The organism is Homoserinimonas sedimenticola, from assembly GCF_026094475.1.
Taxonomy (GTDB): Bacteria; Actinomycetota; Actinomycetes; order Actinomycetales; family Microbacteriaceae; genus Homoserinimonas; species Homoserinimonas sedimenticola.
In genome coordinates this window covers 1290723-1312827 of the sequence record NZ_JAPELL010000001.1, presented here as the reverse complement: position 1 = coordinate 1312827, position 22105 = coordinate 1290723, and the positions used below count along the sequence as shown (strand labels likewise).

The 22105-nt window shown below is 68.1% G+C and carries 13 protein-coding genes; 5 read left to right on the top strand and 8 right to left on the bottom strand.

Features of this window, described 5'->3' with window-relative positions:
• Nucleotides 1–34: 34 nt before the first annotated feature.
• Both OH146_RS06125 and OH146_RS06120 read right to left on the bottom strand, forming a co-directional pair.
• Complete coding sequence (locus OH146_RS06125; RefSeq protein WP_265158517.1) at nucleotides 35–811, bottom strand: DNA-formamidopyrimidine glycosylase family protein; 777 nt, start codon at nucleotides 809–811, stop codon at nucleotides 35–37.
• Nucleotides 804–5360 (bottom strand): ATP-dependent helicase, encoded by a 4557-nt coding sequence (locus tag OH146_RS06120; protein ID WP_265158515.1) that lies wholly within the window; start codon nucleotides 5358–5360, stop codon nucleotides 804–806. The genes OH146_RS06125 and OH146_RS06120 overlap by 8 nt, the downstream gene beginning before the upstream one ends.
• Nucleotides 5361–5421: 61 nt before the next feature.
• On the opposite strand from OH146_RS06120, the gene OH146_RS06115 reads away from it, so the two are divergent.
• A complete protein-coding gene (locus OH146_RS06115) occupies nucleotides 5422–5964 on the top strand; it encodes an NUDIX hydrolase family protein (RefSeq protein ID WP_265158513.1) in 543 nt (180 codons plus the stop codon).
• 145 nt (nucleotides 5965–6109) lie between these two features.
• On the opposite strand, the gene OH146_RS06110 is transcribed toward OH146_RS06115, so the two are convergent.
• Both OH146_RS06110 and OH146_RS06105 read right to left on the bottom strand, forming a co-directional pair.
• On the bottom strand, nucleotides 6110–6613 hold the full coding sequence (locus OH146_RS06110; protein ID WP_265158511.1) for a GNAT family N-acetyltransferase: 504 nt from the start codon (nucleotides 6611–6613) through the stop codon (nucleotides 6110–6112).
• Between the two features lie 307 nt (nucleotides 6614–6920).
• Nucleotides 6921–8441 (bottom strand): DEAD/DEAH box helicase, encoded by a 1521-nt coding sequence (locus tag OH146_RS06105; RefSeq protein WP_265158509.1) that lies wholly within the window; start codon nucleotides 8439–8441, stop codon nucleotides 6921–6923.
• A gap of 217 nt (nucleotides 8442–8658) precedes the next feature.
• Between OH146_RS06105 and OH146_RS06100 the strand changes: the two genes are divergently transcribed.
• The gene (locus OH146_RS06100) at nucleotides 8659–9180 is read left to right on the top strand and encodes a 2-phosphosulfolactate phosphatase (RefSeq protein WP_265158506.1); all 522 of its coding nucleotides are present in this window, start codon (nucleotides 8659–8661) and stop codon (nucleotides 9178–9180) included.
• A 12-nt stretch (nucleotides 9181–9192) separates the two neighbouring features.
• Here OH146_RS06100 and OH146_RS06095 read toward each other — a convergent pair whose 3' ends face one another.
• From OH146_RS06095 to OH146_RS06080, 4 genes are all read right to left on the bottom strand, one after another.
• Nucleotides 9193–9657 (bottom strand): SprT-like domain-containing protein, encoded by a 465-nt coding sequence (locus OH146_RS06095; RefSeq protein ID WP_265158504.1) that lies wholly within the window; start codon nucleotides 9655–9657, stop codon nucleotides 9193–9195.
• Between the two features lie 34 nt (nucleotides 9658–9691).
• Complete coding sequence (locus OH146_RS06090; RefSeq protein ID WP_265158502.1) at nucleotides 9692–10204, bottom strand: tetratricopeptide repeat protein; 513 nt, start codon at nucleotides 10202–10204, stop codon at nucleotides 9692–9694.
• A 27-nt stretch (nucleotides 10205–10231) separates the two neighbouring features.
• Nucleotides 10232–11380, bottom strand: coding sequence for a PQQ-dependent sugar dehydrogenase (locus OH146_RS06085; RefSeq protein WP_265158500.1), 1149 nt, complete (start codon nucleotides 11378–11380; stop codon nucleotides 10232–10234).
• A gap of 172 nt (nucleotides 11381–11552) precedes the next feature.
• On the bottom strand, nucleotides 11553–12407 hold the full coding sequence (locus tag OH146_RS06080) for a spermidine synthase (protein WP_265158498.1): 855 nt from the start codon (nucleotides 12405–12407) through the stop codon (nucleotides 11553–11555).
• Nucleotides 12408–12750: 343 nt separating this feature from the next.
• On the opposite strand from OH146_RS06080, the gene rpoB reads away from it, so the two are divergent.
• The 3 genes from rpoB to OH146_RS06065 all read left to right on the top strand — a co-directional run bounded on the left by rpoB (nucleotide 12751) and on the right by OH146_RS06065 (nucleotide 22067).
• Nucleotides 12751–16260 carry a DNA-directed RNA polymerase subunit beta gene (rpoB, locus tag OH146_RS06075; RefSeq protein ID WP_265158496.1) on the top strand — a complete coding sequence of 1170 codons (3510 nt, stop codon included), beginning with the start codon at nucleotides 12751–12753 and terminating at the stop codon, nucleotides 16258–16260.
• Between the two features lie 44 nt (nucleotides 16261–16304).
• Complete coding sequence (gene rpoC, locus OH146_RS06070; protein ID WP_265158494.1) at nucleotides 16305–20156, top strand: DNA-directed RNA polymerase subunit beta'; 3852 nt, start codon at nucleotides 16305–16307, stop codon at nucleotides 20154–20156.
• A 243-nt stretch (nucleotides 20157–20399) separates the two neighbouring features.
• Nucleotides 20400–22067 carry a GspE/PulE family protein gene (locus OH146_RS06065; protein WP_265158492.1) on the top strand — a complete coding sequence of 556 codons (1668 nt, stop codon included), beginning with the start codon at nucleotides 20400–20402 and terminating at the stop codon, nucleotides 22065–22067.
• Nucleotides 22068–22105 lie beyond the last annotated feature (38 nt).

The following is a 22105-nucleotide window of genomic DNA, read 5'->3' as shown; positions in this document are numbered from 1 at the left end:
CATTGGCCAAAGCTATGAGGGCCCTATGAGCGTGTCAGCTCTGGCAGTGCGGGCACCAGTAGCTGTCTCGGGCGAGCTCCCCGGTGGCGCCGAGCGGGGCGGTCTGTATCGTCGTGCCGCAGCGAAGGCAGGGGCGTCCGCCTCGTCCGTACACGTGGGAGGTGCCCCCGCGCAGGCGCCCCGTGGTGGTGCGCACGGAGCGATCCCTGTTGGCGTCGATGAGCCGGTGTGCCAGGTCTACGAGTTTCTCAGGATGGGACACCTCGCCGGCCGCTCTCGTGGGCAGCACGCCTCGCAGGTAGCAGAGCTCGTTGGCGTAGACGTTGCCGAGACCGGCAAGGTTTCTCTGGTCGAGCAGGGCGAGGAAGACGGGACGCTCGGGCCGTTCGAGCAGGCGGCGCAGCGCTTCGTCGGCGTCCCAGTCGGGTCCGAGCAGGTCCGGCCCCAGGTGGCCGAGCACCGACTGTTCGTCGTCGCGCCGGATGACCTCCACGAGCCCCAGCTCGAAGCCGACCGCGACATGTTCGGCCGTGCCCAGGATGATGCGCGCCTTCCACTCGGGGCGCTGCCATCGGCTGCCGGGCCGGTAGAGGTGCCAGGCGCCCTCCATCTTGAGGTGGGTGTGGATGCTGTGCTCGCCCACCCGGGTCAGCAGGTGTTTTCCGCGCGCGACGACCGAGTCGATGAGCTGCCCGCTCAGGTCGACGGTCGCGAAGGCGGGCACGCGGATGTCGCAGCTCTCGAGCATCCGCCCGGCAAGGGCCTCGTCGAGAGTCCTCGCGGTGCGGTAGACGGTGTCGCCTTCAGGCACGGAGGCTCAACCCCTGGGGTGTCACGCCGAAGCCGGCGGCGGCGAGGGCTTCGCCGAGCGGGGTTCCGACGATGAACTCACCATTGACGCGTTCGACTTTGAGACGGCGCCCGCTCACACGGAGTGAGGCGACGAGGCTCTGCGCGACGGCCTCGACGACGGCCGGTTCGTCATCGAAGAGCAAGATGCTCCTGCCCCCTTTCTCCACGTAGAGCGCGAGCGAGCCATCGACGAGCACGACGGTGGCGCCCGCCTTGCGCCCCGGTCGGTGTGTCGAGTCGGTGCTCGGCCAGGGCAGGGCTGCGCCGTAAGGGTTGGCGGGGTCGGTCGCCGCGAGAGTGACGGCACGCAGGCGGGGCGGGGCATCCGGATCGACCGCGAAGCTGCGAAGGCGGTCGACTGTGGCCCCAGTCGCGAACTGCGCCGCACCGAGCCCTTCCACGAAGTAGCCGCGCCTGGCCCGGCCGCTCTCCTCGAAGCGGCTGAGCACGCGGTAGGCGAGCGAGAAGCCGCCCGTGACGCCCTCGCTCGCGACAGCACCGCGCGTGACGACCCCGTGGCGTTCGAGCAGCCCCTCGGCGACGGCGACGCCCCGCGTCGTCGCATCCACCGTCGCCTCGCGGGGCAGGAGCGACCAGCGGCCCGCGACCGTGGGGCCGCCCGACTGGCTCGGCATCGTCAGTCGCGTGCGGCCGCGGAAGGATCTGGCGCGAGGAGCACTCCGGCGAGCCGTGCCGCCCGCGAAGGATCGCACTGCCGCGAGTGTGTCGTTGGTGACGAGGCCCGCCCACACGAGGTCCCAGAGCGCAGCGGAGAGCGCCTGGTCGTCGGTGCTGCCGACGGTGTTCGAGAGCTGGCGGAAGAAGAAGGCGCCGCCGCCCTCGAGAGCTCCCAGGATGCCGCGGTGCAGTTCGCTGTCGTCGTGCTCGCCCGGCTCAGCCAGCGTGAACGCGATCGTGTCGGCATGGTGGAGGGCGAGCCATCCGTCGTTGGAGCCGAGCGCGCCGACGCCCGACCACACCACCTCGCCCGTCGCCGTCAACTCGTCGAGCATGGCGGGGGAGTAGTCGCGCACGCGGGCGGGCAGAACGAGGGTCTCGAGCGCCGAGGCTGGCACCGGCACACCCGCGAGCTGCTCGACGACCTGCGCGACGCCGTCGACGCCGCGCAGCGGCTCATCCAGATGCTGCCAGGAGGTCATGAAGCGCGCGAAGGTGGGGCCGTCGACCGGCTCGACCTCCTGTCGGAGCGCCGCGAGTGAGCGGCTGCGGAGGCGACGCAGCACCTCGGCATCACACCACTCGGCGCCGCTGCTGCCGGGGCGGAACTCGCCCTCCACGACGCGCCGCTGCAGTTCGAGGCGACGCAGGGCGTCGACGACGACGGCGACGCCGAGGCCCAGTCGCGCCGCGCATTCCGCCGAGGTGAAGGGCGCGTGTGTGCGCGCGTAGCGGCTCACGAGATCGCCGACCGGATCCTCCACGGGTTCCAGGAACGCCTCGGGGATTCCGACGGGCAGCGGCACCCCCAGTGCGTCGCGAAGCCGCGATGCGTCCTCGATGACGGCCCATCGCTGCTCACCCGCGATCGTCGCTCGCAGTAGGCGGGTCGCCCGCTCGAGCTCGTGCAGCGCCTCGCTCGTGAGGGGAGCATCCGTCCTCTCCTGCAACTCTTCGAGCGTCATGGGGCCGAGGCTGCGCAGCAGGTCGACCGCCCCCTCGAGGTCGCGGGCGCGCCGCTCCGGCGTGAGACGCTGCAGCTCGCGCTCGCTCTGTTCGATGACGTCCGCGTCGAGCAGTTCCCGCAGCTCCGCGCGGCCGAGCAGCTCGCCCAGCAGAGAGGAGTCGAGCGAGAGCGCGGCGGCCCGTCGCTCCGCAAGCGGCGCATCCCCCTCATACATGAAGGCCGCGACGTAGCCGAAGAGTAACGACCGTGCGAAGGGCGACGCCGATGCCGTCTCGACCTCGACGATGCGGATGCTGCGGCTCTCGATCTCGCGCACGATCTCCGTCAGCGCGGGCAGGTCGTACACGTCTTGCAGCACCTCGCGCACCGTCTCGAGCACGATCGGGAACGTCGGATACTTCGAGGCGACCGAGAGTAGCTGGGCGGCGCGCTGTCGCTGCTGCCAGAGGGGCGAGCGGCGCGCGGGGTTGTAGCGCGGCAGGAGGAGGGCGCGGGCGGCGCACTCGCGAAACCGCAAGGCGAAGAGCGCGGAGCCGCCGACCTCACGAGTGACGATGTCGCCCAACTCGGCCGCCTCGAAGGCGAAGAGTTCGGGGCCGGGGGGCGGAGCATCCGTATCGGGGATGCGCACGACGATTCCGTCGTCGGCCGCCATCGCCCCGCCGTCAACGCCGAGGCTGTCGCGGATGCGCGCGCTCACGGCGAGCGCCCACGGGGCGTGCACGGGCATGCCGTAGGGGGAGTGGAGCACGAGTCGCCAGTCGCCGAGCTCGTCGCGGAAGCGTTCGACGACGAGCGTGCGGTCGCTCGGCACGTGGCCCGTCGCCTCCCGCTGTTCCCGTACGAGGGCGATGAGGTTCTGGGCGGCGCGCTCGTCGAGCCCCACTCGGTCGAGCCGCTCCCGGAGCGCATCCTCGCGGCCAGCGGCAACCTCGCGCGTGAACTCTCCGATCGCCCGGCCGAGCTCGGCGGGCCTGCCGAGGCCGTCTCCCTTCCAGAACGGCACGCGCCCCGGCTGCCCGAAGGCTGGGGAGACCACGACGCGGTCGTGCGTGATGTCCTCGATGCGCCAGCTCGTTGCGCCGAGTGCAAAGACATCCCCGACGCGCGATTCGTAGACCATCTCCTCATCGAGTTCGCCGACACGCCTGCCGCCGCCCTCGTCGCCCACCATGAAGACCCCGAACAGGCCGCGGTCCGGGATCGTGCCGCCCGACATGACCGCGAGGCGCTGGGCTCCGGGGCGTCCCGTGAGGGTGCCGGCGACCCGATCCCACACGATGCGTGGCCGCAGCTCCGCGAATTCGTCGGAGGGGTAGCGCCCGCTCAGCAGGTCGAGGGTCGCGTCGAAGGCGCTGCGCGGCAGAGAGGCGAAGGGCGCGCTACGCCGCACTGTGTCGAACCAGTCCTCCACGTCGAGCTGCTCGAGCGCGACCGCCGCGACGGTCTGCTGGGCGAGGATGTCGAGCGGATTCTGCGGCACCCTGATCTCTTCGATGAGCCCCTGCGTCATCCGTTCGGTCGCCACGGTCGCGTGCAGCAGGTCGGTGCGGTGCTTGGGGAACAGGATGCCGCGCGAGACCTCCCCGACGCCGTGCCCCGCGCGCCCGATGCGCTGCAGGCCGGATGCCACGGACGGCGGTGACTCGACCTGGATCACAAGATCGACCGCCCCCATGTCGATGCCGAGTTCGAGCGAGGAGGTCGCGACGACGCAGCGCAGGCGGCCTGACTTGAGCTCGTCCTCGATGAGGGCTCGGCGCTCCTTCGACACGGAGCCGTGGTGGGCCATTGCCAGCAACCCGGCGGACGCTCCCGTCGACCCTGACGCCCCCATCAGCTGAGCTGGAATCGCGGGGCGGGAGTCGCCACCGCCGCCTGCCGGTTGGGTAGGGCGCGCAGCGCCCGTATCGAAACCTGCACCCGTGACATCCACCCCCAACCGCTCGTCGTAGATCTCGTTGAAGCGTGCGGTCAGCCGCTCGGCGAGCCGGCGCGAGTTCGCGAACACGATGGTGGAGCGGCACTCCAGGATGCGGTCGACGATCTGTTCCTCGACGTGCGGCCAGATCGACGATTGCGCCGGAGCGGTGGATGTCGCTCCCTCTCGTTGGGGCGCCGATCCGAGTTCGCTCATGTCGTCGACGGGGACGCTCACGGCCAGGTCGAAACGCTTTGAGGACTCGGGGGCGACGATCGTGACGGGGGCCGTGCCCGCGAGGAATCGCGCGACCTCCTCTCGCGGTCGCACGGTCGCGGAGAGTCCGATGCGTTGGGCGGGCTTCTCGAGGAGGGAGTCCAGACGCTCAAGCGAGACGGCGAGGTGGGCACCCCGCTTCGTCGCGGCCACGGCGTGAATCTCATCAACGATGACGGTGTCGACCGTGCGCAGGGTGTCCCGCGCCGACGACGTCAGCATGAGGTAGAGCGACTCGGGGGTCGTAATGAGGATTTCGGGCGGGGTGCGCTGCATCGCGCGGCGCTCGCCGGCGGGGGTGTCGCCTGAGCGCACCCCGACCGTGACCTCGGGTGCGGGCATCCCGAGGGCTGTCGCCGTGCGGGCGATCCCCACGAGCGGCGAGCGGAGGTTCCGCTCGACGTCGACGCCCAGCGCCTTGAGGGGTGAGATGTAGAGGACGCGCGTGCCGGGAGCCCGCTCCGCGGAGCTCTGCGCCGCGAGGCGATCGAGTGCCCACAGGAACGCGGCCAACGTCTTTCCCGAACCCGTCGGCGCGACGACGAGGGCGTGCCCGCCTCTCGAGATCGCACGCCAGGCACCCTCCTGCACGGCCGTCGGCCCGCTGAACGCACCCTCGAACCACTCGCGCGTCGCCGCGCTGAAGACGTCGAGGGCACCTGCCATGTGGTTCATCCTCGCCGATGCCACTGACAGAGTTCCCCCTTGCGGTGGGACACAATGAAGCATGAGCTCAACCGGAACCCCCGATCCTGGCAGCGCATGGCTCTCCGATGTGGAGCTTCTCGAGCTGCGTCGACGCATGCCCATCCTCTACGTCGAGGCCGTGCCCGTGCGAGTGGACCCGCTCGGCGTCGTGACCGAGGTGGGGGTGCTGCTGCGGGCATCCGTCACAGGGGAGATGACGCGCACGCTCGTATCGGGCCGTGTCATGTATGGCGAGACGGTGCGCGAGGCGCTCTTCCGCCACCTGGAGAAGGACCTCGGGCCGATGGCGTTCCCGCAGCTTCCGGCGAGCCCCGTGCCCTTCACGGTCGCAGAGTACTTCCCCATGCCCGGCATAAGTCCGTATACGGATGATCGCCAACACGCCGTCTCGCTCGCCTACGTCGTCCCCGTCACGGGCACCTGCGAGCCCCGGCAGGACGCCCTCGAGATCACCTGGATGACGCCAGAAGAGGCCACGAGCTACATCGTCGCCGACGAGATGGAGGGCGGACGCGCGACCCTGCTGCGTGCGGCCCTCGCCCACGTGGGCGTGCTGCCGTAGCATCCGGCGCCCGCGTCCCACCACGCAGCACCATCCCGCGCCCTCGCTTTAGCAACAGCGCGGTGTTTTCTGCTCAGCGCTGCATCCGAAATGGCCGCGGCAAGCAGAGAACACCGCGCTGTTGTGAGGCGGATGCTGCGAGCGACTACCGCACGAAGCGCACCTCGGTGAGATCCTCGCCCAGGAAGGGGCGGGTCACCTCGGCGCCGTCGAGCTCCATACCGTTGCGGCGGTAGAAGGCGTGGGCGCGCGGATTGTCCTTGGCCACCCAGAGGTAGCCGGGGCGGGTCGCGCAGGCCGCATCGAAGAGCTTCTGGCCGATGCCGGTGCCCTGATATTTGGCGAGCAGGTAGATGAAGTAGAGCTCACGCTCGCGCGGCGGCTCCTCGTCGCGCGCCGGGCCGGAGCCGACGAAGCCGACGATCTCGCCGTCGACGAGTGCGGCAAACTGGTTGTATTCCTCGCCCCGGGTCGCCATCCGCGACCAGAGCTCGGCCATGCGGCGCGGCGACAGGTTCTCGAGGGCGGCCTTGCTGATGAGGTGGTCGTAGGTTTCGTGCCAGCAGGTGGCGTGGACGCGACCGAGGTCCTCGACATCAGAGTCGCGAATGGGGCGGATCAGTACTTCGGCAACATCGTTGGTGCTCATGATGTTGAGCCTAGAACTGCCCGCCGTCGAAGAGAAATCCTGTGCCGCGGCATCCGCCCATCGTGCTCATCATTCAGGAACATTCGGCCTGCGAGCATCCGTCGCCCTCTTCATCATTCAGGAACGTTCGGTTGCAGCCGGGGCTGGTGGGGGCTGTGAGGCTGGTGTGGTGCCACTAGACGGGTGTCGATGCGCCCGTTCCTGAATTCTGAAGGGCAGTGTCGCCGCAGATTCCTGAATGATGAAAACGCGAAGGCGCGCCGCCCCGAGATTCCGGGACGGCGCGCTATTCAGCGGATGCTGCGGCTCAGCCCTGCGCGCGGCGACCGGTGCGGCGCTGCCCGCCACCGCTCGTGGCCGTGCCCGGCGTCGAGGTGCTGTAGCTCGTGGTGCTGCCGCCGCGGGTGCGGGGGGCGTGCGAGCCGGAACCCGAGCCCGCGCGGGCGGGTCGGCCGGACCGACCCGAGCCGCCCGAGCGCACGGCGTCGGTCGAGGCGGCAGCGCCAGAGCGCGCCGGCCGACCCGAACGGTCCTTGCGCGGCGCACCCGAACGAGCGCCCTCCGCCCGAGCGGCACGCTTGCGCTGCGCATTGGCGCCCTGCGAGCGTCCGCCGCCCTGCTGCTGCTCCTGCTTGGGGGCGGGCTTCACGTAGGCCGCAACCTCGCCGATGAGCTCGACGACGGCGGGCGACTCGGATGTCACGCGCTGCGGCTGCACGTCGATAGCGGCCTTGCGCAGCAGCGCGAGCGTGTCCTTCTTCTGCGACGCCATCATGAGCGTCACGACGTCACCGGAGGAGCCGGCGCGGGCGGTGCGGCCGCTGCGGTGCAGGTAGGCCTTGTGCTCGGCGGGCGGGTCGACGTGGATCACGAGTTCGACGTTGTCGACGTGCACGCCGCGCGCCGCGACATCCGTCGCCACCAGCACCTTGACGGAGCCCTCGCCGAAGGCCGCGAGGTTGCGGTCGCGGGCGGGCTGCGAGAGGTTGCCGTGCAGGTCGACAGCGGGGATGCCCGACTCGGTGAGCTGCTTGGCGAGCTTCTTGGCGTGGTGCTTGGTGCGCATGAAGAGGATGCGGCGACCCGTGCCCGAGGCGAGGGCGCGCACGAGGGCGGTCTTCTGCTCGGGGGTCTCGACCTCGAAGAGGTGGTGGGTCATGTCGGCGACGTGCGAGGTGGCCTCGTCGACCGAGTGCAGCACCTCGTTGTGGAGGAAGCGCTTGACGAGCTTGTCAACACCGTTGTCGAGGGTCGCGCTGAAGAGCAGGCGCTGACCGTTGTTGGGTGTCTTGTCGAGGATGCGCGTCACGACGGGCAGGAAGCCCAGGTCGGCCATGTGGTCGGCCTCGTCGAGCACCGTGATCTCGACGGCGTCAAGGGTCACGAAGCCCTGCTTCATGAGGTCCTCGAGGCGGCCGGGGCAGGCGACGACGATGTCGACGCCCGCGTTCAGGGCCTGCTCCTGGCGCTTCTGCGAGACGCCGCCGAAAATCGTGGTCGTCTTGAGGCCGTAGGCCTCGGCCAGCGGGTCGATGACAGCGCTGATCTGCGTCGCGAGCTCGCGGGTCGGGGCGAGCACAAGGCCGAGCGGGCGACCCGGGCGGCGCTTGCCTCCCGCGAGCGCGCCGCCGAGGCGGGCGACCATGGGGATGGAGAAGGCGAGGGTCTTGCCCGAGCCGGTCTTGCCGCGACCGAGCACGTCGCGACCCGCGAGGGTGTCGGGGAGCGTGTCGACCTGGATGGGAAACGCCGTCGTCTTGCCGACCTTCTCAAGGGCGGTGACGAGGGCTGCGGGCACGCCGAGCGCGCCGAAGGTGATGTCAGTCAAAATGTTTCTTTCACACGAAGCGGGTTGAGCAGACCGTCCACGGCCGTATCGAAACCCGGGAGTTGGGCGAAGGTGGCGATGGCCACATCCGTTCGCCGTAAGAAGATGTCAACCGCGAGTGCGGCGAGTGATGCGTTCTACGACGCAGGGAACACGAGAATCGCGTTCGCAAGTACCTCCACCCTATCAGGTGGCGTGCTGACGATACGATGCGAGGGTGAGCAGCTCTTCCCTTCGGCCCGATTCGCAGCAGATGTACCAGGTCCGTTTCGATTGGGGCCTCACCGGCGCCGCGGCGATCGCCGAGGGCGCGGATGCCATTGTGTGGGTCGATGAGCTGGGGGAGCAGCAGGAGCTTCCGGATGTCACGGCCGCCGTTGTCGCGGGCGGCATCGCCAATTCGGCCGCCGTCGCCGACTGGGTCATCGCGAAGCAGGCGGAGCGTGGTGACCGCTTCCGCATCGCCGTCGTGGCGGCGGGTGAACCTCGGGGGGACGGCAGCCTGCGGTTCGCCGTCGAGGACCTTCTGGGGGCCGGCGCCGTCATCGACGCGCTCACGGCCGTCGGCATCGACCACAACTCGCCCGAGGCGGCCGCAGCATCCGCCGCCTATGAGGGCCTGCGCCGGGCGGTCAAGCACCTCGTGGGGGCGTCGGTCTCGGCGCGCGAGCTCGGGGGAGTGCATCCGGATTTCACTCCGTCGACGGATGTCACGGTGCTCCGCGGCTTCAGCGACTAGCGACTTCGCGGGCTAGGCGCTCAGCGCCTCCTCGCGCCGCGCCCAGGTGATGGCGTGCCGCGCGCTGTAGCCCCGCGCGCACTTGCCGCAGGACTGCGGCCGCTTAGGCCGACGGTGGCGGTAGTAGACGTGCCCGCCGGGGCAGTGCCCGACCCAGGGCGCGAGGTGGTCGGCGGTCGGTCCGTCGTGGGTCGTGCCCCCGACGTAGCCGAGTTCGGCAGCGACCTTCTTCCACTTGGGGCCGTGCCCTGTGCCGGGCCCGGCGATCGCGTGGGCGACCTCGTGCAGGAGCACCTGGTGGATGTCGTCGTCCTCGAACATCCCGGCGAGGTGCCGAGACACCGTGATGCGCTTCTCGGTGTAGTTGCAGAGGCCGGCACGTCGCCGCGCGTGGTCGAAGCCGAAGGTCCAGGAGGGGTCGAGGTGGAGTCGGATGAGGGCATCCGCCCACACGCGCACTCGAGCCAGATCCGCCACGAAGAAGAGCCTACGCGGCGGGTGCGACAGTGCCCTAAGGCTCCACGAAGGACTCGGCGATGGCGGTCGCCATCATGGCGTGGTCGACGTCGACGGCGCTCGCGTTGATGCGCACCCGGATGGTCACGGCCGCGCGGAAGTCGAGAAGCGCCGCCTTGTACTCGCCCAGGTCGAACTGCGCGCGCCCGCGCTCGAGCAGGGCCCGCGCCTCGATCGCGGCCCACTCGTGCGCCCGTGCCTCGTCGACGCAGGAGGTGAGTTCGGCGAGTGCCTGCTCGGGCTTGCCGAGGTCGCGCTGCACCATGGCCCGGCGGATGCGCGCGAGGCAGATCTCGTCGCGGGTGGTCGAGAATCGTGCCGTCCGCAGCGTCTGGTTGGCGAGGTCCCACGCCTCGTCGAGGCGGCCCACGAGACGCAGCAGCTCGACCTTCTCATTGAGTGCGCTTGAGCTGCGCAGCTCGCCGAGTTCCTCGAGTCGCGCCGCGACTCCGTTCAGGTCGACCTTCTCGCGAAGGGTGGTTGGGTCGTAGCCCAGGATGATGCTCACGTGCTGCCCCGATCGGTTTCCTTCAGGTTATCCCGGCGTCCGTTCCTGTAGCTGGATCTGGAGCAGCCTGTCATCGCCCGGCCGGGGCGAACCGCGGCCATCCGTGTTGTTGGTCACCGCCCACAGGGTGCCATCGGGTCCGGCTGTGACGTCCCGGAGGCGGCCGAACTCGCCCGTGAAGTGGGCGGTCGCATCCACCGACTCCGGCCCCACGACGATGGACCAGAGTCGCTCGCCGCGCAGTGCCGCCATGAAGAGGGTGTCGCGGGTGTGCGTCAGGCCAGACGGGCTCGCCTCGGCGGGCGACCACTGCTGGATGGGGTTGACGTACCCCGCAACGTTGGCGATGCCCTCGACCTCGGGCCAGCCGTAGTTCTGCCCGGCGACGATGATGTTGAGCTCGTCCCAGGTGTTCTGCCCGAACTCGCTTGCATACATGGTGCCGTCGTCGCCCCAGGTGATGCCCTGCGGGTTGCGGTGGCCGATGCTGTGCACGACGGTGCCGTAAGGGCTGTCGGGCGGCTCAGCGCCCTCGGGAGTCATCCGCAGGATCTTGCCCGCGAGCGATGTGCTGTCCTGCGCGAGCGAGGAGCGGCCGGCATCTCCGGCGGTCGCGTAGAGCATTCCGTCGGGGCCGAAGGCGATCCGCCCGCCGTTGTGATTCCCCGCCTTGGGGATGCCCGTCAGCACCGGCTCGGGTGCGCCGAGCGCGAGGCTTCCCGCGGCGCCCTGCAGCGGCATCCGCACGATCCGGTTGTCGGATGCCGCGGTGTGGTAGGCGTAAAGCCAGACCGTGTCGCCGTCCCGCAGTGTGGCGAGCCCCAGCAGGCCGCCCTCGCCTCCCGGCACGACCCCCGGCACGGTGCCCGCCGCGCGCACCTCGCCCTCCGCCGTGATCTCGCGCACGACCGCCGTGTCGCGTTCGCTCACGAGGGTCGAGCCGCCCGGCAGCACGTCCTCCGCGAGCCGCACGATTGACCACGGTGCGTCGAGCCCCTCCGCGATGACGCTCACCTCTCCCGTCGGCACTACGGGTCCGGGGAACTCGGATGCCTCCGCGCTCGCCGACAGTGAGGGCGTGGTCGTCGCATCCGGCGTGGGCGCCGGGTCGGGTTCGCTCGCGCACCCCGCGAGCAGCAGGGCGCTCGCGGCGATTGCGGCAACGGATGCTCGCATGCTGGTTCCTCTCCCTGACCTGCCTGCCATGTGACCTGCCTGCCATCTCACCACCGCCCGCTGCGCGCCAACACCCGTGCTCAGCGCATCCACCGAACCGCGCCCGATCGCCGCCTGCGCGCACCGCGCGCGACAATTCGGCGCGAGTCGGAGGGAGGGCTGGGGCGAGGGCTCAGCTCGCCCCGAAGGTGTTCTTGGCCGGCGGCGGCGAGGGGATCGCCGTCTGGTCGGTCACGATGGGCGCGCCGGCGATCCAGTCGCGCAGCTCGCGCCCCGAGACGACCTTGGCGGGGTGGGGTCCGCCCGCGAGGAGCCGCGGCATCCACTCGAGGGGGAGGGGAGCAGCCGAGCCGACGAGCACGACATTGCCGAAGCGGCGCCCCTTGAGGATCTGGGTTTCAGCCAGGGCCGCGACATCCCCCGTCGCCGCCATGAGGGTCGCGGCCTGCCCGCGCGCGAAGGCGAGGCCCGGCCCGTCGGCGACGTTGACGGCGATGATGCCGCCGGGGGCGAGCAGCGCGGCGGCGGCCCGATAGAACTCGACGCTTGTCACGTGCGCGGGGATGCGCGAACCCCCGAAGACGTCGACGACGACGAGGTCGACCGAGCCGTGCAGCCCCTGCGGCAGCTTCTCGAGCACCGCCCGCGCGTCGCCGTGCCGCACCCGGATCGACGCGCTCTTCGGCCAGGGCAGGTGCTCGCGCACGAAGTCGACGAGGTCGCTCTCGAGTTCGATGACCTGCTGCCGGGATCCCGGATGCGTCGCCTCGACGTAGCGCGGGAGCGTCAGCGCCCCCGCCCCCAGGTGCACCGCCGTGAGCGGCCCCGCGGGCAGTTGGTCGATGACGTGGGCGATGCGCTGCACGTACTCGAAGAAAAGGCGCGTGGGGTCGTCGAGGTGCACATTGGACTGCGGGGTGCCGTCGACGACGAGTGTGTAGCTGCCCTCCATCCACCGTTCGGGCTCGATGACGGCGCGGTAGCCGCTCAGGGAGAGCACGGTCGACGGATGCTCGTGCTGGGCCATCCCCGAATCATCCCACCTCTGCGTGAGTTGAGTAGGCCTGCCCGGGCTGTATCGAAACCCCTCGGCGCCGCTCTTATAGTCCAATTCCGGATTCAGGTCAAGAATCGACTGGACAACGCGCGTGTCTGCCGCCTATGATTGACCTTTGCGCTCCCAGAATTGCTCTGCCTTCATATTGCGGTCGGCCTGTGCGTATCGGTCCTCTTCGGTCCGGTAACCCAAATGTAGGTTCTGGCGTGCGCTTCTCTCGTAAGCAACTCCACAACAAGCACACCCAACAGACACCAACCGGCTGGCAACGCCCGACTGTATTGACCCCCTGTGGGTCACGGAGGTTATTCCCTTGGCTGCTGCGCGCAACGCATCCACCACGAACTCATCACAGAAGGGACAGCCGAAGAACGGTCGCAACCATTCTCGGCTCTCCTTCGCCAAGATCTCGGACAACCTGACCGTCCCCGATCTGCTCGCCCTCCAGACGGAGAGCTTCGACTGGCTCGTCGGCAACGACGCGTGGAAGGAGCGTGCCGAGGCGGCGAACGCTTCCGGCCGCGATGACCTGCCCTCCATGACGGGACTCGAGGAGATCTTCGAGGAGATCTCGCCCATCGAGGACCTCGGCGAGACGATGCAGCTCTCCTTCACCAACCCGTTCCTCGAGGAGAAGAAGTACTCGATCGACGAGTGCAAGGAGAAGGGCAAGACCTACGCGGCGCCCCTCTACGTCGAGGCCGAGTTTATGAACCACCTCACGGGTGAGATCAAGACTCAGACGGTCTTCATGGGCGACTTCCCGCTCATGACCGACAAGGGCACGTTCATCATCAACGGCACCGAGCGTGTCGTCGTCTCGCAGCTCGTACGCAGCCCCGGCGTCTACTTCGACCGCGCGCCCGAGAAGACCTCCGACAAGGACCTCTACTCGGCCCGCATCATCCCGAGCCGCGGTGCGTGGCTCGAGTTCGAGATCGACAAGCGCGACCAGGTCGGCGTGCGCATCGACCGCAAGCGCAAGCAGTCGGTGACGGTCTTCCTGAAGGCGCTCGGAATGTCGAGCGAGGAGATCCTCGAGGAGTTCAAGGGCTACGCGTCGATCGAGGCGACCCTCGAGAAGGACAACATCCTCACGAAGGAGGAGGCGCTCAAGGACATCTACCGCAAGCTGCGTCCGGGCGAGCAGGTCGCCGCGGAGGCTGCGCGTGCGCTCCTCGACAACTTCTACTTCAACCCGAAGCGCTATGACCTCGCCAAGGTCGGTCGTTACAAGATCAACCGCAAGCTCGGCATCGATGCGCCCCTGACCTCCTCCGTGCTGACGCGCGAGGACATCGTCGCGACCATCCGCTACCTCGTGGCCCTCCACGACGAGCGCACGACGGTGCCGGGCGTCCGTGACGGCAAGCAGGTGGACATCCGCCTCGACGTCGACGACATCGACCACTTCGGCAACCGCCGCATCCGCGCGGTCGGCGAGCTCATCCAGAACCAGGTGCGCACGGGTCTCTCCCGCATGGAGCGTGTCGTTCGTGAGCGCATGACGACGCAGGACATCGAGGCGATCACGCCGCAGACGCTCATCAATGTGCGTCCCGTCGTCGCCGCGATCAAGGAGTTCTTCGGAACCTCGCAGCTGTCGCAGTTCATGGACCAGAACAACCCGCTCGCGGGTCTCACCCACAAGCGTCGTCTCTCGGCGCTCGGCCCGGGTGGTCTGAGCCGTGAGCGCGCGGGCGTCGAGGTTCGCGACGTGCACCCCTCGCACTACGGCCGCATGTGCCCGATCGAGACGCCGGAAGGCCCCAACATCGGTCTCATCGGTTCGCTCGCCTCCTTCGCGCGCATCAACTCCTTCGGCTTCATCGAGACGCCGTACCGCCGCGTCGTGAATGGCAAGGTCACGGAGACGATCGACTACCTGACGGCGAGCGAGGAGGACGACTTCCACGTCGCCCAGGCCAACGCGCCCCTCAAGGCCGACGGCAGCTTCGTCGAGGACCGCGTGCTCGCTCGCAAGAAGGACGGCGAGGTCGACCTCATCCCCGTCGACGAGGTCGCCTACATGGATGTCTCGCCGCGCCAGATGGTGTCGGTTGCGACGTCGCTCATCCCCTTCCTCGAGCACGACGACGCGAACCGCGCCCTCATGGGTGCCAACATGCAGCGTCAGGCGGTGCCGCTGCTGCGCAGCGAGTCCCCGCTCGTCGGCACGGGTATGGAGAACTACGCGGCGATCGACGCGGGTGACGTCATCACGGCCGACAAGGCCGGTGTCGTCGCCGAGGTCTCGGCCGACGTCGTCACGGTGCAGCTCGACGAGGGCGGCACGCAGGAGTACTACCTCCGCAAGTTCGACCGCTCCAACCAGGGCACGAGCTACAACCACCGTGTCGTCGTGAGCGCGGGTGACCGCGTCGAGGCCGGCGAGGTCATCGCTGATGGTCCCGCGACGGAGAACGGCGAGCTCGCGCTCGGCAAGAACCTGCTCGTGGCGTTCATGCCGTGGGAGGGTCACAACTTCGAAGACGCGATCATCCTCAGCCAGAACCTCGTGAAGGACGACGTGCTCTCGTCGATCCACATCGAGGAGTACGAGGTGGATGCTCGCGACACGAAGCTCGGCAAGGAGGAGATCACGCGTGACCTCCCCAACGTCAGCCCCGACCTGATGGCCGACCTCGACGAGCGCGGCATCATCCGCATCGGTGCCGAGGTGCGCCCCGGTGACATCCTCGTCGGCAAGGTCACGCCGAAGGGTGAGACCGAGCTGAGCGCCGAGGAGCGCCTGCTCCGCGCGATCTTCAACGAGAAGAGCCGCGAGGTGCGCGACACCTCGCTCAAGGTTCCTCACGGTGAAGAGGGCACGGTCATCGGTGTCAAGGTCTTCGACGCGCAGGACGGCGACGACGAGCTCGGCTCGGGCGTCAACCAGCGTGTGGTCGTCTACATCGCCCAGAAGCGCAAGATCACGGAGGGCGACAAGCTCGCCGGTCGCCACGGCAACAAGGGCGTCATCTCCAAGATCCTGCCGGTCGAGGACATGCCGTTCCTTGAGGACGGCACCCCGGTCGACATCATCCTGAACCCGCTCGGCGTGCCCGGTCGAATGAACTTCGGCCAGGTGCTCGAGATCCACCTCGGCTGGATCGCCAAGCAGGGCTGGAACGTCGAGGGCATCCCGGAGTGGGCTGCCAAGCTCCCCAAGGAGGCGTTCTCGGCCGAGCCCGGCACCAAGGTCGCGACGCCCGTGTTCGACGGTGCGACGGAGGAGGAGATCGAGGGTCTGCTCGACTCGACGAACCCGACCCGCGACGGCGACCGCCTGATCGGCTCGACCGGTAAGGCGCGTCTCTTCGACGGCCGCTCGGGTGAGCCCTTCCCGGACCCGATCTCGGTCGGCTACATGTACATCCTCAAGCTGCACCACCTCGTGGACGACAAGATTCACGCGCGCTCGACGGGTCCGTACTCGATGATCACGCAGCAGCCGCTCGGTGGTAAGGCGCAGTTCGGTGGCCAGCGCTTCGGTGAGATGGAGGTGTGGGCGCTCGAGGCATACGGTGCCGCCTACGCCCTCCAGGAGCTCCTCACGATCAAGTCCGACGACATCCTCGGCCGCGTCAAGGTGTACGAGGCGATCGTCAAGGGCGAGAACATCCAGGAGCCCGGCATCCCCGAGAGCTTCAAGGTGCTCATCAAGGAAATGCAGTCGCTCTGCCTGAACGTCGAGGTGCTCTCGGCCGACGGTACCGCCGTGAGCCTTCGGGACACGGACGACGAGGTCTTCCGCGCGGCGGAGGAGCTCGGCATCAACATTTCCTCCCGGTTCGAGAACTCGTCGATCGACGAGATCTAGTCCCAGGCCAGACGACACACAGTTTTCATTTCCAAGGAGAGAAATTGCTCGACGTAACCACGTTCGATGAGCTTCGTATTGGCCTTGCGACTGCCGACGACATCCGTCGCTGGTCGCACGGTGAGGTCAAGAAGCCGGAGACGATCAACTACCGCACGCTCAAGCCGGAGAAGGACGGCCTCTTCGGAGAGCAGATCTTCGGCCCGTCCCGTGACTGGGAGTGCTCGTGCGGCAAGTACAAGCGCGTGCGCTTCAAGGGCATCGTGTGTGAGCGCTGTGGCGTGGAGGTCACCAAGTCCTCCGTGCGCCGCGAGCGCATGGGCCACATTGAGCTCGCCGCGCCTGTCACGCACATCTGGTACTTCAAGGGTGTGCCGAGCCGCCTCGGCTACCTGCTCGACATGGCTCCGAAGGACCTCGAGAAGGTCATCTACTTCGCCGCCTACATGGTGATCTCGGTCGACGAGCAGGGTCGTCACGACGACATGCCCGGCCTCGAGAACGAGATCCGCCTCGAGATCGCCGAGCTCGAGAAGCAGCGCGACTCGCGCATCGCCGACCGCCTCGCGAAGCTCGAGGCCGACCTCGCCGCCCTGGAGGAAGAGGGCGCGAAGGCCGACCAGAAGCGTCGCACCAAGGATGGCGCCGAGAAGGAGATGTCGCAGACGCGCAAGTCCTTCGACGAGCAGATCGCCCAGCTCGAGCGCGTGTGGGAGGACTTCCGCACGCTCAAGGTTGGCGACCTCAAGCCCGAGGACAGCGTCTTCCACGAGCTCCAGGACCGCTTCGGCATCTACTTCGAGGCGTTCATGGGCGCCGAGGCGATCAAGAAGCGCCTCGAGACCTTCGACCTCCAGGCCGAGTCCGACGACCTGCACGAGCAGATCGCCGGCGGCAAGGGCCAGAAGAAGATCCGCGCCATCAAGCGACTCAAGGTCGTCAACTCGTTCCTGCAGACGGGCAACTCGCCCGCCGCGATGGTGCTCGACGTCGTCCCGGTCATCCCGCCGGAGCTTCGCCCCATGGTGCAGCTCGACGGTGGCCGCTTCGCGACCTCCGACCTCAACGACCTCTACCGTCGTGTGATCAACCGCAACAACCGTCTTCGTCGTCTGCTTGACCTCGGTGCGCCCGAGATCATCGTCAACAACGAGAAGCGGATGCTGCAGGAGGCCGTCGACGCGCTGTTCGACAACGGTCGTCGTGGCCGCCCCGTGACGGGCACCGGCAACCGCGCCCTCAAGTCCCTCAGTGACATGCTGAAGGGCAAGCAGGGTCGCTTCCGCCAGAACCTGCTCGGCAAGCGCGTCGACTACTCGGGCCGTTCGGTCATCATCGTGGGTCCGCAGCTCAAGCTGCACCAGTGTGGTCTGCCCAAGCAGATGGCGCTCGAGCTCTTCAAGCCGTTCGTCATCAAGCGCCTCATCGACCTGAGTCACGCGCAGAACATCAAGAGCGCGAAGCGCATGGTGGAGCGTTCGCGGCCGCAGGTGTGGGATGTGCTCGAGGAGATCATCCGCGAGCGCCCCGTGCTGCTCAACCGCGCACCCACGCTGCACCGCCTCGGCATCCAGGCCTTCGAGCCGCAGCTCGTCGAGGGCAAGGCCATCCAGCTTCACCCGCTCGTGTGTGCCGCCTTCAACGCGGACTTCGACGGTGACCAGATGGCCGTGCACCTGCCGCTCTCGGTTGAGGCGCAGGCGGAGGCTCGCGTGCTCATGCTCGCGTCGAACAACATCCTCAAGCCCTCTGACGGCCGCCCGGTCACCCTGCCCACGCAGGACATGATCATCGGCCTGCACCACCTCACGACCATCCGCGAGGGTGGCGAGGGTGAGGGCCGTGCGTTCTCGTCGATCGCGGAGGCGATCCTGGCGTTCGACCAGCACTCGCTGCACCTGAACTCGAAGGTGCGCATCCGCCTGGAGGGCGACAAGTTCGAGGGCGGTTCGGAGCTCAAGGAGACGACCCTCGGTCGCGCGCTCTTCAACGAGGCGCTGCCGGCGGACTACCCCTGGGTCGAGGCTCTCGCCGACAAGGGCCAGCTCTCAGCGATCGTCAACGATCTCGCCGAGCGCTACCCCAAGGTGGAGGTCGCGGCGACGCTCGACCGCATCAAGGACGCCGGCTTCTACTGGGCGACCCGCTCGGGCGTCACGGTGGCGCTCTCCGACATCCTCACGCCTCCCACGAAGCGCGAGATCATCGGCGGCTACGAGAAGCAGGCGGCCAAGGTCCAGAGCCAGTTCGAGAAGGGCCTCACGACCGACGCCGAGCGTCGCCAGGAGCTCATCGAGATCTGGAACAAGGCCACGGCGGATGTTGCGAACGCGATGCAGGAGAACATGCCTGCTGACAACAACATCAACCGCATGGTCACCTCGGGTGCCCGTGGTAACTGGATGCAGGTGCGACAGATCGCCGGTATGCGCGGTCTCGTGTCGAACCCGAAGGGTGAGATCATCCCGCGCCCCATCATCTCGAGCTACCGCGAGGGGCTCTCGGTCGCCGAGTACTTCATCGCGACGCACGGTGCGCGTAAGGGTCTCGCCGACACGGCTCTCCGCACGGCCGACTCGGGCTACCTGACGCGTCGTCTCGTCGACGTCTCGCAGGATGTGATCATCCGCGAGGACGACTGTGGCACGTCGCGTGGTCTCGAGCTCGTGATCGCAGCCCCTGACGCCAACGGCGTGCTGGTGCGCGACGCGAACGTCGAGAACTCGCTCTACGCCCGCAGCCTCGCCGAGGACGCGGTCGACGCGAACGGCACGGTCATCGCGAAGGCGGGTGAGGATGTCGGTGACGTGCTCATCAACAACCTCATCGAGGCGGGCATCACGCACGCCAAGGTCCGCTCGGTGCTCACGTGTGAGTCGGCGGCCGGTGTGTGTGCCGTCTGCTACGGTCGCTCGCTTGCGACGGGCAAGCTCGTCGACATCGGCGAGGCCGTCGGCATCATCGCGGCGCAGTCGATCGGTGAGCCGGGCACGCAGCTGACGATGCGTACGTTCCACACGGGTGGTGTCGCATCCGCTGATGACATCACGCAGGGTCTGCCCCGCGTCACCGAGCTGTTCGAGGCGCGTACCCCCAAGGGCGCGTCCCCGATCGCCGAGGCGGCCGGAAAGATCACGATCGAGGACACGGATCGCAGCCGCAAGCTCATCCTGACCCCCGACAACGGTGACGAGCCCATCGCGTACCCCGTGCTCAAGCGTGCGACGCTCCTCGTCGAGGACGGCCAGCACGTCGAGCTCGGCCAGCAGCTGCACGTCGGCGCGGTCGACCCCAAGGAGGTCCTCCGGGTGCGCGGCGTCCGTGCGGTGCAGCAGCACCTCGTGGACGGCGTGCAGGGCGTCTACCGCTCGCAGGGTGTGCCGATCCACGACAAGCACATCGAGGTCATCGTGCGCCAGATGCTGCGCAAGGTCACGGTCGTCGACCACGGCGACACCGAGCTGCTCCCTGGTGAGCTCGTGGACCGCTCGCGGTACAACGAGCTCAACCGTGCCGCGCTGACGGAGGGCCGCAAGACGGCATCCGCCCGTCAGGAAGTTATGGGCATCACGAAGGCGTCGCTCGCGACGGAGTCGTGGCTGTCGGCCGCCTCGTTCCAGGAGACCACGCGTGTGCTCACGCAGGCGGCGATGGACGGCAAGTCCGACCCGCTGCTCGGCCTCAAGGAGAACGTGATCATCGGAAAGCTGATCCCGGCCGGTACGGGTCTTGCGAAGTACCGCAACGTGTCGGTCGAGGCGACCGAGGAGGCGAAGGCGGAGCGGTACCCCAACCGCATCTTCTCCGACGACTCGTCCTTCAGCGAGGCGGATCTGAGCTTCGTCGACTTCGACAGCTTCAGCTCGGACGACTTCACGCCGGGCACCTACAACTAGGTTGCTCAGCCGAAGGGCCCGTCACCTCACGGTGGCGGGCCCTTCGTCGTGTCTGGGGGCGGATGCGGCATCCGACCACTAGATGTGGTGGCTGCGTAATCAGCGGCGTGTTGTCCCCCATTGGGGCCCGAATGCGGGTATGGCGATCCGGGCATCCGTAGGGTAATTTGACAAGACCGATCGTGCCTTCCGGCACGGGCGGAGCTTTACCGGGGGCGGTAGCAAGCAGGGGGGTCCAGCTCTATGTCATCTCTTACCGAGATTCTCATCATCCGTGGTGTCATGCCGATCGAGGCGCTCGACAATGTCGTCGACGGTTGGAAGGGCGATGACGAGATGGTGCGCCAGCTCGTCGCCGACGGCACCATTTCAGCGAAGGATTACGCCTCGGCGCGGGCCGCTCAGCATGGCCTTCCCTTCGTCGAGCTGACCGAGTACCCCGTCGACAAGATGGCCGTCTCGCAGGTGCCCGCCGCGATCTGCCGCCGGCACGAGGTGTTGCCGATCGCCAACATCGGCAACACACTGACTCTCGCGGTCGTCGACCCGGGCAACGTCTTCGCGATCGACGATGTGCGCGCGGCCGTGCGCATGCAGGTCAACTTGGTCGTCGCGGAGCGCGCCGACCTCATTGCCGCGATCGACCGCTACCACCGCGCCGACAGCGAGATCAACTCGCTCACGACGGTGCTGGAGGAGGAGAGCAGCGGGCAGGAGCTCGCACTCGCCGAGAACGAGCCGGGGCAGGATGATGCGCCGATCGTGCGCTTCGTGAACCTGCTGATCGGCCAGGGAATCCAGGACAAGGCATCCGATATTCACATCGAGCCGGGCCAGCACGACATGGGCGTGCGCTACCGCATCGACGGTGTGCTGCACGAGGTGCAGAGGGCGCCGAAGGCGATCCAGAACGGCGTCATCTCGCGCCTCAAGATCATGGCCGACATCGACATCGCGGAGCGTCGCAAGCCGCAGGATGGCCGCATCTCGGTCAACCACGGCGGCCGCCAGATCGACCTCCGCGTCGCGACCCTGCCGACGGTGTGGGGCGAGAAGGTCGTCATGCGAATCCTCGACAACTCGGGGACGACGCTGAGCCTGAGCGACCTCAACATGCTCGACGCGAACCTTGACAAGTACCGCCGCTCCTTCGTCAAGCCCAACGGCATGATCCTTGTGACGGGGCCGACCGGTTCCGGTAAGTCGACGACGCTCTACACGACACTGCACGCGGTCGCGAAGCCCGAGGTCAACGTCATCACGGTCGAGGACCCGGTCGAGTACCGCATGGAGGGCATCAGCCAGGTGCAGGTCAACGTCAAGGCGGGCCTGACCTTCGCCGCGGCGCTGCGCTCCATCCTGCGTTCCGACCCGGATGTCGTGCTGCTCGGTGAGATCCGTGACAAGGAGACGGCGCAGATCGCGATCGAGGCGTCGCTCACGGGTCACCTCGTGCTCTCGACCCTGCACACCAACAGCGCGCCCGCCGCGATCACCCGTCTCATCGAGATGGACATCGAGCCCTTCCTCGTCGGCTCGGCCCTCGAGGCGGTTGTCGCACAGCGCCTCGCACGCCGCCTCTGCGACCGCTGCAAGGAGCAGTACCAGAGCACGATCGAGGGCCTCGCCAACCTGGGCTTCTTCCTCGACCCGAGCAAGCCCGCGCCGATGCTCTACAGGCCGGTCGGATGTCAGCACTGCTCCAACACGGGATACCGGGGTCGCATCGCGCTCCACGAGGTCATGATCGTGACGGAGGAGATCGAGCGTTTGGCGGTGGCACGAGCATCCAGCATCGAGATCTCGAAGCTCGCGGTGTCGCAGGGAATGGCGACGCTGCGGCAGGATGGCTGGACGAAGGCCCTCATGGGCCACACCGCGGTGGAAGAGATTCTGCGCGTGGTGGTGTGACGTCATGGGCGGGGGACAGCCTGTGGCGGGACAAGGGC